Origin of the sequence: Haloarcula sp. K1, from assembly GCF_001647155.1 — an archaeon.
In the GTDB taxonomy this organism is placed as follows: domain Archaea; phylum Halobacteriota; class Halobacteria; order Halobacteriales; family Haloarculaceae; genus Haloarcula; species Haloarcula hispanica.
Genome location: NZ_LRHL01000003.1, coordinates 130851 through 146105, shown reverse-complemented (window position 1 = coordinate 146105; position 15255 = coordinate 130851). Strand labels below are relative to the sequence as shown.

At 58.9% G+C, this 15255-nt stretch carries 12 protein-coding genes; 6 read left to right on the top strand and 6 right to left on the bottom strand.

The window, feature by feature from the left end:
* Positions 1-8: 8 nt before the first annotated feature.
* Positions 9-1187: a phosphate/phosphite/phosphonate ABC transporter substrate-binding protein gene (gene phnD, locus AV929_RS01520; protein ID WP_014030930.1), complete on the bottom strand. Its 1179-nt coding sequence runs from the start codon at positions 1185-1187 to the stop codon at positions 9-11.
* Between the two features lie 299 nt (positions 1188-1486).
* Between phnD and AV929_RS01515 the strand changes: the two genes are divergently transcribed.
* On the top strand, positions 1487-2788 hold the full coding sequence (locus AV929_RS01515; RefSeq protein WP_014030929.1) for an MgtC/SapB family protein: 1302 nt from the start codon (positions 1487-1489) through the stop codon (positions 2786-2788).
* Positions 2789-2910: 122 nt separating this feature from the next.
* Positions 2911-3702, top strand: a complete 792-nt coding sequence (locus AV929_RS01510; RefSeq protein ID WP_014030928.1) for an HAD-IIA family hydrolase — start codon at positions 2911-2913, stop codon at positions 3700-3702.
* A gap of 49 nt (positions 3703-3751) precedes the next feature.
* Here the strand turns inward: AV929_RS01510 and AV929_RS01505 are convergent, their stop codons facing one another.
* The 5 genes from AV929_RS01505 to AV929_RS01485 all read right to left on the bottom strand — a co-directional run bounded on the left by AV929_RS01505 (position 3752) and on the right by AV929_RS01485 (position 9204).
* Positions 3752-4696: a glycerophosphodiester phosphodiesterase gene (locus AV929_RS01505; protein ID WP_023842940.1), complete on the bottom strand. Its 945-nt coding sequence runs from the start codon at positions 4694-4696 to the stop codon at positions 3752-3754.
* 373 nt (positions 4697-5069) lie between these two features.
* Entirely contained in the window at positions 5070-6209 is a 1140-nt protein-coding gene (locus tag AV929_RS01500; RefSeq protein ID WP_064287178.1) for an ABC transporter ATP-binding protein, read from the bottom strand.
* Positions 6210-6219: 10 nt separating this feature from the next.
* Complete coding sequence (locus AV929_RS01495; RefSeq protein WP_064287177.1) at positions 6220-7122, bottom strand: carbohydrate ABC transporter permease; 903 nt, start codon at positions 7120-7122, stop codon at positions 6220-6222.
* Between the two features lies 1 nt (position 7123).
* The gene (locus AV929_RS01490) at positions 7124-8008 is read right to left on the bottom strand and encodes a carbohydrate ABC transporter permease (protein ID WP_014030924.1); all 885 of its coding nucleotides are present in this window, start codon (positions 8006-8008) and stop codon (positions 7124-7126) included.
* On the bottom strand, positions 8008-9204 hold the full coding sequence (locus tag AV929_RS01485; protein WP_008308325.1) for an ABC transporter substrate-binding protein: 1197 nt from the start codon (positions 9202-9204) through the stop codon (positions 8008-8010). The genes AV929_RS01490 and AV929_RS01485 overlap by 1 nt, the downstream gene beginning before the upstream one ends.
* Before the next feature lie 439 nt (positions 9205-9643).
* On the opposite strand from AV929_RS01485, the gene AV929_RS01480 reads away from it, so the two are divergent.
* The 4 genes from AV929_RS01480 to AV929_RS01465 all read left to right on the top strand — a co-directional run bounded on the left by AV929_RS01480 (position 9644) and on the right by AV929_RS01465 (position 15050).
* Positions 9644-10762, top strand: coding sequence for an NADH:flavin oxidoreductase (locus AV929_RS01480; protein WP_064287176.1), 1119 nt, complete (start codon positions 9644-9646; stop codon positions 10760-10762).
* 190 nt (positions 10763-10952) lie between these two features.
* The gene (locus AV929_RS01475) at positions 10953-12122 is read left to right on the top strand and encodes a beta-ketoacyl synthase N-terminal-like domain-containing protein (RefSeq protein WP_064287230.1); all 1170 of its coding nucleotides are present in this window, start codon (positions 10953-10955) and stop codon (positions 12120-12122) included.
* 32 nt (positions 12123-12154) lie between these two features.
* Complete coding sequence (locus tag AV929_RS01470; protein WP_050007977.1) at positions 12155-12586, top strand: Zn-ribbon domain-containing OB-fold protein; 432 nt, start codon at positions 12155-12157, stop codon at positions 12584-12586.
* A gap of 1276 nt (positions 12587-13862) precedes the next feature.
* Positions 13863-15050, top strand: a complete 1188-nt coding sequence (locus AV929_RS01465) for an orc1/cdc6 family replication initiation protein (protein ID WP_050036536.1) — start codon at positions 13863-13865, stop codon at positions 15048-15050.
* Positions 15051-15255 lie beyond the last annotated feature (205 nt).

Genomic DNA, 15255 nt, shown 5'->3' with positions numbered 1-15255 from the left:
TTCTCTTCTTAGCCTTCGATGTTCTCGGTGTTGTACTTGATGTCGTTGTTCTCCTGAATCTGGAGGATGATATCGTAGACAGTGGCGTAATCGATCTCCGTCCATTTTCCGCGACCACCGAAGACCTCCGCGATCTTGGTGTCCGAGTAGTCGTAATCGAGGAATGCCGCCCTGATACCTTCCTGAATTTCTGGTTTCAGGTTGTAGCGGTAACAGAAGCTCGTTGTGGGGAACGGGTTGCTGGCCCACACGACTTTGAGATTCGTCGGATCAATGTTGTCCGCCTCCGCAACACGCGTGACACAGGTGCTACAAACGGGGGCAGCGTCGTAGTCATCGTTTGCCACTCCGAGGATGCTCTGTTCGTGCCCGCCGGAGTAGCTCACTTCGTAGTCGTCTCCCGGAGTAACGCCCTGGTTCGAGAACAGCGCACGCGGAGCGAGGTTCCCGGAGTTAGACGACGGTTCGGCGTGTGCGACACGCTTGCCTTTGATATCCTCAAGCGACGAGATGTCGTCGTTATCCGCCTGTGTGGCGAGCCACAGCCGATAACCGAAGTCACCCTCCTTCGAGATCTGGAGCGAGAACGGGACAGCGCCGGCCAGATTCACAGCGAACGGCGTTGGCCCAGTGGAGAACCCGGCGACGTGGAGGCGCTCGGATCGCATCGCCTCAATCTGGGACGCGTACGAGTTGAGGGGGAAGTACTTGACCGATTTCCCCGTCTCTTCGGCGATGTTGTCCATCAGCGGTTGCATCGTATCCCGGTAGACTGCCGGGTCCTCCGTCGGCGTCATCGCAAACGCGATGCGGTCCGGGTCAATCAGGTCGTCTTGATTATCGGGAGTACTCTGGACGGGGTTACCGTAGCGGGGCTTCTCGCGCTCCTTCATGTTCTTCAGGTCCTGCAGGGACCCCGTCTCGAACCCTGCCTCGATGAGCGTCTGCATCAGCTGCGGGAACTCCGGGTTCGCCGGATCGAACTCGGGATAGTTGGTACTCTGTCCGGAACTACCGTCGCCACTACTGGAACCGTCACTGCTATCAGTGCTGTCACCACCAGACGCTTCGGTGTTCTGGCTACTCTCCTGAGAACAGCCTGCAACGCCCGCTGCAAGCGCAGTAGCGCCAATTTTCAACACAGATCGTCGGTCAACTGGGTTCTGTTTCATTGTCGACGCAGACATGTGCGAAACCTGGGTTAAAAAGTATTTATGTTTATATCTGACAAAACAACAAACCCTTTGTACCGAGTTTTAGATGCTCTTCACATAGAATCTAGAATAAGTATTAGAAGTAGATATATAGAAGATACTAGACACTAAGCAGTAATCGAGGGCGATCTTCGAGTTCCGCAGGAGCCACGGCAATATTCAAGCGAGCCTCAAGGCCAACACCTATTACCCATCAGTATATTTGTCTCCATATAGAATATAGTAGTATATAGACTATATAAAAATGACGGAACCACCGTTTGTAAGATAAGATGACTGTAATGAGTGCAATCGCGAATACGGCTGTTTTCGGAGGTATAGAGGGGATAACTGTCGATACTGAGATACTCCACCTATTTATTGCAGGTGCACTGGGTATGCTGCTCGGGCTCGAACGAGAGTGGGCCAACAAGTCTGCGGGAATCCGAACGTTTACGCTGACGAGTCTGGTCGGCGCTGCCGCAATGTCACTCGACGAGAGGATACTACTTGCCTTGGGAGGGGCATTGGTACTCGTGCAAGGGGGGTTGCTCGGGATCCGGGGAATAGTCGCACAGTGGACCAGCGACGATAGTGAGTTGGAGTTCGGCCTGTCTCTGACAACCTCGACCTCGTTACTTGTCGCGTACGCGGTCGGGATACTGGTCGGAGCCAATCACGTTCTGATCGGCGTCATTATTGGCATAACGTCGTCGTTCCTGCTAGTCCTTCGGCGGGAGCTACACGAGTTTGCGAACCAGCTATCGCGAGAAGAAGTACGCAGCGCAGGTGAGTTTGCGATCATCTCGTTTGTCGTGTATCCGCTCCTGCCCGGCGGGACGTACGGGCCATGGGATGCGATCGATCCGAAACTGGTCTGGATGCTCGTGATCGCAGTCAGTGGGATCGGGTTTGTCAACTATATCGTGATGCAGCGATACGGCAGCAAGGGGATCGCTGTAACTGGCTTCTTCGGCGGGCTGGTGAACTCCACTGCCGTGATCGGCGAAATCGCGGGCAGGGCAAAGAACAATGCGGGGATCACAGAGCTCGCAGTCGGAACGATACTGATCGCTGATGCGGCGATGGCGGTCCGTAATTTAGCGATCATCGTTGCATTCGTCCCCGAGTCGGCTGTCAGTGTTGGACTACCGCTCGGCCTGATCGCGATTAGTGGCGTCGGACTCGCATATTACGATAGCGACTGGGAGGGAGATCTGGAACTGGATTTCGACTCGCCGTTTAGCAGTGCAAATGCGCTGAAATTCGGCTTGCTCTTCCTCGCTGTCTTGATTCTGACCGCCGGAGCACAGCGCATCTTCGGAACAGCCGGGTTCCTGATTACGAGCTTCCTCAGCGGCATCGTATCGAGCGGCACGACGACAACGACCGCAGTGACGCTGACGTCGACCGGTCAGATATCGCCGGCAGTAGCGGCGCAAGGCGTGCTGGCCGGGACACTCTCCAGTATACTCGTGAAAATCGGGTTTGCAACAAGTATCAACCGCTCACTGCTAGCGCCGGTGGTGCGAAAGTCACTCTACCTGTCGCTCATCGGGATCGGTGGCGTGGTTATCAGTATCCAATTGATATGAACAGTCAGAGCTATCAGCGTGTTTCGAGGGTCGCCGCGGCCCCTGCGGCAGAGGAAGCGCCTGTGATCACGTCGGCAGCGGCTTCTGCCGAAGCGTCACCGTTCGAGATGGAGGAACTCTAGATGACGTACACCAGTGCCATCATCGACCTCGACGGGACGATATATCGCGGGGATTCGTTAGTCGAAAACGCTGCAGAAGGGGTACGGACAGTACGTAAGGCGGGGCTTTCGACGCTGTTCGTCACGAACAAGCCGATCGACCGGCGGGAGAAGTATTGCGAGAAACTGAACGCGCTGGGCATCGATTGCAGCAGTGAGGACATAATCACGTCCGCCACTGCATCAGCGGACTATCTATCCGCGCAGCACCCGGAGCGCGAAATCTACGTCATCGGCGAAGACGCTCTGGTCGCAGAGTTGCGTGCCGCCGGATTGAAAACGACGTCCGACCCCGAACGAGCGGGCACTGTGATCGCATCACTTGATTTTGGTTTCGATTACCAGGCGATACAAGATGCGCTAATCGCACTTACCGAGAACGACGCGCTTTTCGTTGCGACCAACCCGGATCGAACGTGTCCGGTAGATGGTGGTGAGATACCCGATGCAGCAGGGATGATCGGGGCAATAGAAGGAGTTACCGGGCAGGAATTGGATCAGTTGATCGGCAAGCCGTCCAACGTAATCCTTCAGATGGCGCTGGAACGGCTCGGTGGCGAGCCGGAGCGCTGTCTCATGATCGGTGATCGCCTCGGGACAGACATCAGAATGGGGAACCAGGCCGGGATGGAGACGGTACTGCCGCTAACTGGCGTTACCAGTACGGCGGACTTAGAGGAGAGTGACGTGAGCGCGGACCACGTCGTGACCGACCTTTCAGAACTGGCAGCTATCGTAGAAAACGGACAGTAGGTCCGGAAACAGGGGAGTAACTGTTTCCAGGGGTCTCGATACCCAGAGCTCAGTCGAGCACTCCGGGGTAGTCAGCGATGATTCCGTCGACACCGGCCTCGACCAGTTTCTCCGCCTGATGCCAGGTCGTTATCGTGTACGGGATTACCTTCCGACCTTCCTCGTGTGCGGTCTCGACCAGATCGATCTCGGCGAAATCCGGGTCTTCGAGGTAGTAGTCCTCGTTGAAGAAGGGCGTGTTCATGATCATATTGTACGGCGGCTGGATGTACTCCGCGTCCAGGTCACGGACGATAGAAAGACCGTCCTCGATTGAATCCCAGAACAGGTACGCGATCGGAATACTGGCGTCCGCGTTTCGGACGGACTCCAGCGCAGCCTTCTGGAACGACTGGATGATAACGTCGTTTTCGTGATGCGAGAGGACTTCGAGTGCCTGTTCCGTGAACGGATCCCAGGTCTCGACATCGGATTCCGACGCGTCGTCGTCGGGAGAGACACCAGCGGCCTTCCACTCGATGTCGAGTGGGATACTGTCCGGAGTCGCTTCGACGAACTCGTCTAGTCGAGGGATTGTCTGTCCGCTGTCACGGATTTCAGCGTTCAGAACCGTCTGCACGTCGTTCTCCCAGACGTACCCTGATTCGTCTGTCAGGTCGTCTAGCTTATCGTCGTGGAAAACGACGATTTCGAAGTCCTCACCCTTCCAGGGCTTCCCGCCTGCAGGCACGAGATCACATTCCATCATATCGGTATTGTACTCGTGACTGCTGGGACCGCCGTACGCCGCCTGCTGAACTGCGGCGATGGTGTTTTGCGGATACAGACCGCGGTAGCCACGGTGTGCAGCGAGGATCGGTGGAGAAGCGATGGGCGGTTCGGTACTGCTGTGATCGTTTTCCCTGCCAGCCGCAGTGCCTACAATGGAGCCCAGTGCGGCAGCAGACGTACTCTTTAGCACGGTTCGACGGCATATGTCTGGTATTCGAACCATTCCGTGGCCTATTACCTACACAATCTATATATAACTATTGATTGCACATATCAGTATATACCATTGCGTTTTCTTGAGTTTATTTGGGTTATACGGCAGTAGAAACGGCTGCAGAGTGGATGTATATATCAATATATAGCATAAATGCCGGTTGAATCCCCAGCATTGTTGTATTGAGACTACATGTAGCAAGCGAATCGGACGGAACTGGGCTTGCACAGCGCTCTCGCTAGCAGCGGCTCTGAGACAGCGCTCTGCCACTATTCCTGTGGTCGCGCCGGTCGTCGCGTTCGAGAAGACCACAGCACCGGATCGAACCGAAAATGTCGGTGCCCGTCCCTTCTATCGGAGGATCGAGAATCGGTCGGAAAACCTAAAGAGTGCTATCGATGGGGCTAGTTTCTTCGGGTGGTTGCGCCGCCGCTGCGTGATAGATGGCCTCGCCCGTCTGTGGGTCGAACAGGTGGAGCCGCTCGGTCTCAACTGTCAACGCAACTCGGTCGCCCGGCTCGACGGCCGTTCGGGGTTCGGCGTGTAGTTTGAACTCCTGATCGCCGGTCCGACACTCCAGCAGGAGGCTATCGCCGAGCGGTTCGGTGACGGTTACTTCAGCGGCGAACGAGCTTCGGTCGGTCGAATCAGCTACCGAAAGGCTCTCCGGCCGAACGCCTAGCAACGCCTGTCCTCCGGCGGCTGTTTCCAAGCCGTCGCCGTCGGGTAACGGGATGCGAAACGTCGGTCCGACGGCCTCGTATTCAGTCCCATCACGGGAGATATCCACGGCGAGCATGTTCATCGCAGGGTCGCCGATGAACTCCGCGACGAACCGAGTCTCGGGGAAGTCGTACAGGCGCTGTGGGCTGTCGACTTGCTGGATGCGGCCGTCGTTCATCACTACCACCCGGTCACCGAGCGTCAGCGCTTCTGTCTGGTCGTGGGTCACGTAGATTGTCGTGGTCTCGAATTCGCTGTGGAGTTTCGCCAGCTCAGCCCGCATCTTGATCCGGAGTTTGGCATCGAGGTTCGACAGCGGTTCGTCCATGAGGAACACCTCCGGGTCCCGAACTAATGCGCGGCCGAGTGCGACCCGTTGGCGTTCACCGCCGGATAACTCACCGGGCGTCCGGTCGAGGAGGTCCTCGATGTCAAGCACCGCTGCGGCCTCCGCTACTTGGCGGTCGATTTCCTCGTCACTGAAGTCACCGGCCGATTTCATGCCGAACGTGATGTTCCGGCGCGCGGTCATATGGGGGTACAGCGCGTAGTTCTGGAACACCATCGCGACATCCCTGTCTTTCGGTTCGACACCAGTGACGTCCTGGTCCCCCATCTGTATCTTGCCGTCAGTAGCCTGCTCCAGCCCGGCGATTAGCCGAAGCGTGGTGCTTTTGCCACACCCACTCGGCCCGACGACAGTCACGAACGCCCCGTCCGGTATCTGGAGGTCGATGTTTTTCACGGCGACGACACCGTCGAATTCCTTCCGTACGTTCTGTAGGGTTACGTCAGTCATTGGTTTCCTCTCATTTTCGTTGGATTGTAAACGTCTCCAGCAGTTGTCGTCGGAACAGCACTAACAGCGCCAGCGGTGGCAACAGGGTCAGTATCGACCCAGTCATCACCATGGACCAGGCCACTTCGCCGGTGCTGGCCTGTCCGCGAAGCAGGCTCAGCCCGACCTGTGCGACCTGCAGGCTCTCGGCGTTGATGATCACCAGCGGCCAGAGATACTGGTTCCATGTGTAGACGAACATGATCACCGAGACGCCCACGAGGACGGCACGGGACATCGGAACCAGTACCGACCACAGAAACCGCAGCGGACCGACACCGTCGACCTTTGCCGTCTCGACGAGCGAGGCCGGAATCGACAGGAAATGCTGGCGCAGTATAAAGACGGTCGTCGCGCTGGCCAAGTATGGGACCGTGATAGCGAAGATCGTGTTACCCATGCCAAGCTCCGTCGTCAAGCGATACAGTGGCACAAACCTGACCGGGACCGGGAGCAAGAGCGTAAAGAGAATAAACAGGAACACGGCGTTCTTGTACGGGAACCTGTAGTAGACGATCACCAGCGCGGCCAGCAGCGACACGATCAGCTTTCCGACGACGACGGCGACAGACATCACAAATGAGTTCAGCATGTACCGCCAGAATTCGAGGCCAATGAGGGCACGACGGTAGTTCGACAGCGCGTGGCCGCCAGGTGCCAGATCGGCGATCGAGGTGACGATCCCGACCCGCTTCGTTGAGACGAGCGCCGCGATCAACACTGGCAGTACGATCAGGAACACGACGGTCGCTGTGAGTACGTGCAGCGTGAGCTGCTCCGTCTCAAATCGCCGGATGCGGTCGCTGGTGGTTCGTCCCGCAGCTCGGGAGCGCTCAGCGGCAGCAGTCAACGCGGTGAGGAGTGACCCGAGCATGTTAACCTCCGTAGTAGGCGTACCTGTCGCTCAGCCGGAACTGGCCGTACATCAACAGCCCGACAGCGACGAACAGTACAACGGACTTCGCCGAGGCGAATCCGAACTCGTAGAACTGGAAGGCGGTCCGATAGAGGTCGTAGATGAGAATGTTCGTCGCACCGGCGGGACCGCCCTTGGTCATGAGATCGACCATGGCGAACGTGCCGAAGAAGCCGTAAATCGTGTTCATGATGACCAGGAACACGAGTGTCGGCGAGATGATCGGGACGTACACGCGAAGCAGTCGCTGCGTTCGGGAGACGCCGTCGAGTTCAGCGGTCTCAGTCAGCGACTCGGGGACGTTGCCGAGCGCGGCTGTCATGAAGATAACGTTGTATCCGATCTGCTTCCACACCGCTGCGACCAACACGACGACGAACGCCTGTGGACCGTTGCTGAACCAGTTGACATCGATGCCGAGAGCCTCGATGTAGCTCGTGAAGATACCGATGTTCGGGTGTGCGATGAACAGGAACACCAACCCGGCGACTGCCGGCGGCAGCGCGTACGGCCAGATAACCGCCACCAGATACAGCCCCTTCCCGACTTCGATCTCGTGGATGAGAAAGGAGACACACAGGGCAACGGCCATCACGCCGACGACGACGCACGTAGCGAACAGGACCGATAGCAGGACGCTCCGGAGGTACTCTGTGGAGCCGGCTAACCGCCTGTAGTTCTCCAGTCCGACGAACACGTCACCCCGGGCGAGTGAGGCCTGGTAAAAGCTCAGCCCTATCGCACGGACCGTCGGGTAATAGAGGAACAACAGCGACACGACCATCGTCGGTAACAGCAACACACCGGCCTGCAGGCGGTCTGTGAATACTTCGTGGGTGGACATTAGCTGTAGTATCGGTCTAGTTCGTCTTCGACGGCCGATTTCAGCTCGGAGAGCCCCTCGTCGACGCCGACCTCGCCGCTGAACAGCTCGACCGACATATCCTGAATTGTTGTCTGGACCTGCCGAGCCGGGCCGATGAGCATCCGTTTTGTCGCCGGCGTGTTCTCGGCCTGTGTCAACTGGTCAAACGCGGTTCGGTACATCGGGTTCTCCGCAAACCAGCCGTCGTTTTCGAGTTGCTCGACAGCGGTCTGTCGGATCGGGTAGTAACCAGTCCCCTTGTGCCAGGTGATCTGTGACTCCGGTCGACCCATGAATTCGAGGAAGCTGCCGATGTCGTCCTGGCGGTCCTGTGGCAGTCCGGAGGGGACGAACCACGAAGCCCCGCCGATAACTGGCCCGGTCCGGTCGCCGTCAATCGTCGGATAGAACGCGTTGTCGACCTCGAACCCGTTCTCCTCCGCGCCGGAGCGGATACCAGTGACCGATGCCGTCGAGGTCATCAACATGGCGGCTTGTCCGGTGAGGAACGTGGACGTTGCTTCCCCCCAAGCCTCTATCCCGGGGTTGCTGAACAGGCCGTTGTCTGCCATCTCGTGCCACCATTCGTACAGTGACCGGGCCGTGGCGTTGTCCGTTTGCATCGTCGTCGGCTGACCGGCGTGGCCGTTCTCGGCGTCGAGTAGCGTCTGGCCGTCGACGGAATAAAAGTGCTCGACGAACCAGACATGGTTCGGCCATGTGAGGCCGGCGTCGGTGACGCCTTCGTCGACGAGCGTCTGCGAGTAACTTCGGACTTCCTCAAGCGTGGTCGGCGGACTGTCCGGGTCGAGTCCGGCTTCCTCGAACGCCGACCGGTTGTAATAGAGGATGGCGTTGGAGTTGTTGAACGGCATCGACGTAAGCGTCCCATCGATGGTGAAAAACGAGGTCACGTTCGACAGGAAGTCATCGACCGGGTAGTCGTCGGAGAGCAAGTTCTCGACGGGCTCGACCGCGTCCGTGTCGAGGACCTGCTGTGCGAACAGACTGTCGATCTGGAAGACATCGGGGACCTCGCCGGAGTCAAGTGCGCTCAGTGTGTTCGTCAGTACCCCCTCGTAGGAGTCCTGAAAGACCAGGTTCGCGTCGATGTCCGTCTCGGACTGGAACTGGTCGACCAGCCCCTGCAGCGTCTCACCGTTGGTACCACCCATGGCATGCCAGATGGTGAGGCTGTCTTCGTCGACCGGCCGGACACTGGCACCGCTGCTACTGCTACATCCGGCTAGCCCCACGGTCCCCACCGTGAGTGCAGCCCCCGATGTTTTCAGAACCGACCGCCGCGATACATGGTCGTACCCGCCACCACTTTGAACCATACCCTTTGCCAGCAAGGCATGAAAAATGAATGATTATAATTGCTCTCTATAGCAGACAGTACGCGTATATGGGCGTCATAACCGAACGATAGACGTAGCAAGTGAGCGGCTGGCTCCCGAGTCTCCGTGCGTTTGGAGGCTCCCCAGTCACGCCGGAGTGAACACGTTCGAAGCGTGCTTCGAAATGGCAAATGTATTATCTTTTTACTCACAGGCGACTGATTCGGCGTATGCTGAACCAGCCGTTAATTGTCTTATCCGCTTACCGGGTGGTGTGACACTGTTCGACGGAACTACACTCAACGAGTTGTCGTTAGACAACCGAGTTGGCCTCGCGCCGATGACACGGGTGAGCGCCACCGACGACGGCCGTGCGACGGCGGAGATGGCACAGTACTATCAGCGGTTCGCCGACGGTGGGTTCTCTTTTCTTATTACAGAGGGGACCTATCCAGACAACGCATACAGCCAGGGGTATCTGAACCAGCCAGGTCTGGCGACCGACGCACAGGCAGCGGCCTGGCAACAGGTTACCGAGGCGGTCCACGACGCTGGTGTCCCGATTTTCGCCCAGTTGATGCACGCCGGCGCACAGAGCCAGGGGAATCCACATATCGACGGGGAACAGACCATCGCCCCATCGGCGGTGCAACCGGACGGACAAAAGGCCGAAGCCTACGGCGGGAGCGGTGACTTCCCTACGCCGAAAGCAGCCACGGTCGACGAGCTAGCCGACATCCGTGACGGGTTCGTTACCTCGGCGCAGAACGCCATCGAAGCGGGGTTCGACGGTGTCGAGATACACGGTGCGAACGGGTATCTGCTTCACGAGTTCCTCTCGGGAGAGTTCAATCAGCGTGATGACGAGTACGGTGGTGTGCCTGCGAACCGGGTGCGCTATCCGCGTGAGGTTGTCGCTGCGGTCGACGAGGCGACACCCGCCAATTTCGTCGTTGGCATTCGTGTCTCACAGTCGACCGCCCTTGACGAGGACCACCTGTGGCCCGAAGGCGAGGACGCCGCAGCGGTGTTCTTCGAGGAACTGTCGACGGCCGGTGCCGACTACATCCACGTCACCGAACCCGATGCGACCACGCCGGCGTTTGGCGACGACGGACCGACGCTGGCCGAGGCCGCGGCTACCTACGCAGCAGATGAGACAGTCATCATCGACAACGGCGGGCTCGGAGCGCCTGACGCGGCACGCGAGAAGGTCGATGCCGGTGCCGACCTGGTAACGTTGGCGACGAGCGCACTCGCCAATCCGGACTGGCCTGAGAAGGTCTCAAAGGGTGAAGAACTGACTGCATTCGACCCTGCTGAGTTCCTCGCTCCATCCGCAGAACTCTCGGAGCATGAACTGCAGACAAGCGGTGCCTCGGCCGACGACTGAAGCAGTTTGGACACCAGATACCGCGACGCGAAAGACGGTCCGAACGCCGATTCGAGGGGTGAGTTAGATCGGGGACGAGCGACCCCGACGGCACCTGCGATGCTATGTGCGTAGTTCGACGGGGCCAATATTTCAACTATCTAGAAAATGGGAATGACTAACTAGGCTCGCAGACATGTGGGAGGTACAGATGCCAGAGCCAGTCATCGCGTCGGTCGGTGCCTCGCCGCTCGGCCGCACAGACCTCCCGGGCCGTGACCTGTTCTCGGTCGCGCTTGCGGAGGCCTTCGACGACCTGCCCGACCCTGCCGACATCGTCGAGGCGGTGTACGTCGGCAACCAGTCGGAGACCTACGAACACCAGATTATGCAGGGGACGCTGCTGGCCGAGTGGGCCGGCCTCCGACACGTCCCCGCCGAGCGAGTCGAAGGGTGTGCCGCCGCGGGCGCGCTCGCGTTACGACACGCAGTCAAGGACGTCCGTAACGGCGAACACGAGGCCGTGCTCGCGTGCGGCGTCGAGAAGATGACGTCCGCGGGCACCAGCGGCGCGACGGACGCGCTTTCGGCGGCGTTCGACCGCGCCATCGAGCAGCGCTCCGGCATCACCGCGCCTAGCCAGTACGCACTGCTCGGCCAGCGGTACCTCTACGAGACCGACGCCACGGAGCGAGACCTTGCCGAGATCGCAGTGAAGAACCACGCCAACGCCGCTCGCAATCCCCGGGCACAGTTCCCGAAAGAAATCGACGTGGCGACCGTGCTAGAATCGGACCCCGTCGCCCCGCCGCTGAAGCTCTACGACTGCGCGCCCGTCGGGGACGGTGCCGCCGCCGTCCTCGTGACGACCGCCGAAATGGCGGCCGACCTCGACCAGCCGCAGGTGCGCGTCGCGGGCAGCGGGGCCTCCGCGAACAACATCGCGGTCGCGGAGCGGGACATGACCGACATCGCGGGCGCTCGCATTGCCGCCGAGACGGCCTACGAGGAAGCGGGTATCGACGCCAAATCCGTCGACATCGCGGAGGTTCACGACGCATTCACCGTCTGCGAGGCGCTGCTCGCGGAGGCCGCCGGCTTCGCTCCCGCGGGAACGGGCTATCAGAGCTACCAGCCGCCAGCGGAGCGGGCTGACGGCTGGACCGACGTGCAGTTGAGCCCGAGCGGCGGCCTGAAGGCCCGCGGTCACCCCATCGGTGCGACCGGGCTCTTGCAGGCGCTCGAAGCCTACGAACAGCTCACGGGGGCCGCGGGCGACCGGGCAGTCGAGGATGCCGAGACAGCCCTGTTGCTCAACGAGGGGGGCGTCGCGGACGCGGTTACCGTTGGCCATGTGCTTACGACGGCGGAGGCACCATGACTGACGGCGATCTCGATGCCAGCGGAGACAGCATGACTGACGGCGGCCTTGATGCAACCGACCCGCGGACGCTGCCGGGCTTCTTCGACGCGCTCGCCGATGGCGAACTCCTGGGCGGGGTCTGTACGGACTGTGGACAGGTCCTGTTGCCGCCGCGACCGGCCTGCTACGCCTGTGGCAGTCGCGACGTCGACGTCGAACCGCAGTCACCCGAGGGCCAGATCTTCTCGTACACGGCAGTCCACACGCCGCCGCCGGCGTTCGAAGCGGACGCGCCCTACACGGTCGCCGTGGTGGAACTCGCGGACGGTGGCCGCTTGCTTGGCCGCGTTGCCGCCGACTACGCCGACGTCACCATCGGTGACCCGGTCGAACTCACGGTGCGGGAGCCGACGGCCACAGAGCGTGAGGTCGCGCTCGACTACGAGAGCGACTGGCCGGTCCACGTCTTCGAACCGCGGTGAGGGGCAGGCCGGCTCCACAGCGATTATCGGTGAGTGATCGGGAGCCCAGTCTGGTGCGAGCGAAACTGGAGAGGGGCCGTGAGGTGAAGAGACGCGGGTAATACGCTGAAAATGGATATTGGGCGCTGCCGGGTGTGTCTATTCGTGCCGGCGGTTCTCAGTCGCAACTGTGGCGAAATCACAGGAAAAGCTCAACAGCGAGCGCAATCGCCGCCAGAAATAGCCAGAACCCGAGAACAAGTATGGCAAACCACTTTCGACCATTCCCCGACAAACTCGGCGTTTCTGAGGGATAATACGGAGCTAATGGATTATTTGGCTGTGGTTTTTTGTCGGACATAATGGACAATACAGCTTCAAGTCGTATTACAGTTCTGGATTCAGTCAATCCGTACGCTTACCGAGCGGTTGTCTTACTCTCGCTCATGAATAAAGTCTACTCCGGGTATCGTCTGTCGGCGTAAGTTTGGGCCGTATGGTTCACCGCTGTGTCGAGTCGATAGACGCCTCAGCCGACTCTCCGCCTCGACTGGAAGTTGTGGATGGCCTGCCCCAGCAACTGTAACAAGAATGGGTCCACACCCCCACCCCACTGGTTCCGCTGTTAGGGAATAAATAGACGGCACCACCCCCATGGGAGGGGGTGCTTTGCTATTTTGTGATAACGTCCTACGGTTATGGTTTATTACTGAGATACTTGAAGTTATTCACTAGCTCTAGAGATATTCAGGCCGCGATCTGGATAGGTCACCACCAACTTTCGGTCCTAACAGCGGAACCAGTGGGGTGGGAGTAGGGGTCGAAGAAGAGGTGTCCCAAGATACTCGACCTGTTCAGGGTGGAGAGACAGCGTGGTCCCACAGCGTATACCCCTTTCTACCGAGCTAACAGCGGAAGTAGTGGGGTGGGTGTGTCGCTCCACAGCTATGATCCCGCGAAATCCCGCTGTCTAACCACTCGCAGTTACTCGATCCCATTCCTCGACCAGGGAACTTCTCGGCTACCGCCCTAACAGCGGAAGCGGTGGGGTGGGGGAGTAGGAGGGTCGCTATCCCATTTCTCATCTAACAGCGGAAGTAGTGGGGTGGGGGAGTAGGAGGATTGCTATCCCATTTCCCATCTAACAGCGGAAGCGGTGGGGTGGGGGAGTGGTCAGTCAGGTGTTCCCCTCTCATCTAACAGCGGAAGTGGCGGGGTCAATCATTTATATACCCAACCGAACAGCGGAAGCAGCGGAACCAAAGGTTAAGACACTCCGTGTTGCAACTACACACAAATGAGCGATATTACGTTTTCGCCCACCTCCACAATATTCGAACAACGCGAGGCACTACTCGAAGAGTGGACTCCTGAGGAGCTCGTCGGACGTGACGAGGAGCTCCAGAAGTATCACGCTGCTCTCCAGCCAGTCATCAACAACGAAACTCCGTCGAACATCTTCCTGTACGGGAAAAGCGGTGTCGGGAAGACTGCTGCCACCCGATACCTCCTCTCCGCCCTGGAACGCGATGCAGCAGATGTCGACGGACTGGACCTCAGTACGGTCGAAGTCAACTGCGATGGACTCAATTCGAGCTATCAGGCCGCGGTCGCAATCGTCAACACACTTCGTGATCCGGCGAATCAAATCTCCAACACCGGATATCCACAGGCTTCAGTGTATCAATTCCTCTTCGACGCACTCGATGACCTGGGCGGAACGGTACTCATCGTTCTCGACGAAGTCGATCACATCGAAGACGATTCGCTGCTGTACAAACTTCCTCGCGCCAGATCGAACGGTGACATCTCCGAAGCGAAACTGGGCGTCATCGGTATCTCGAACGATCTCGATTTCCGCAACCAACTGTCCTCGAAAGTCCGGTCGAGTCTCTGTGAAAAGGAAGTGTCTTTCTCGGCGTACAACGCCAACGAGCTTCAGCTCGTTCTGAAACAGCGTGAGGCTGTCGCGTTTCAGGACGATGTCCTCGATGACGGCGTCATCGAAATGTGTGCTGCGTACGGCGCGAAAGACTCCGGGGACGCCCGCCAGGCTCTGGACCTCCTCCTTGAGGCCGGAGACCTCGCTCGGGAGTACGACGATGAACTCGTAACGGAACATCACGTACGCGAAGCCCGGCAGCGGCTACAGACCGACCAGGTCGTTGAAGGTATCCGTAACTACTCCGATCACGGCCAACTCGTTCTCTATGCGCTCACCGGGCTCGCCGAAGACGATGACACGCCAGCCCGGACACGAGACATCCTGGGTGCGTATCAGGAGTTAGCCCGTGATGAGGGTCTGGACCCGGTTTCAGAGCGCTCGGTCCGTGACTATCTCGGTGAGCTCACACAACTCGGAATTGTGTCCTCAGCGGAGTACAACCGGGGGAAAGGCGGTGGAAAGTACAAGGAATTCGAGCTAGAGCAATCCATCAGCTCGATCAAAACAGGGCTGTCAGAACTCCTGAAAAAAAGCCCGTAACCCCACCGCTTCCGCTGTTAGCCACCCCACTGGTTCCGCTGTTAGACGGAGAGCAGACATAGACAATCTCTCCGACGGAATTCCGGACCGCGAGCGACAAGCCATTGCGATCCAATGAATGCGGGGCCTGTTCGATACCGATGACGTGCTCTGACTGTCGTCAACGATGAGCGGAGCGTCCCGAAGTCAAGGCTGAACGGCATCG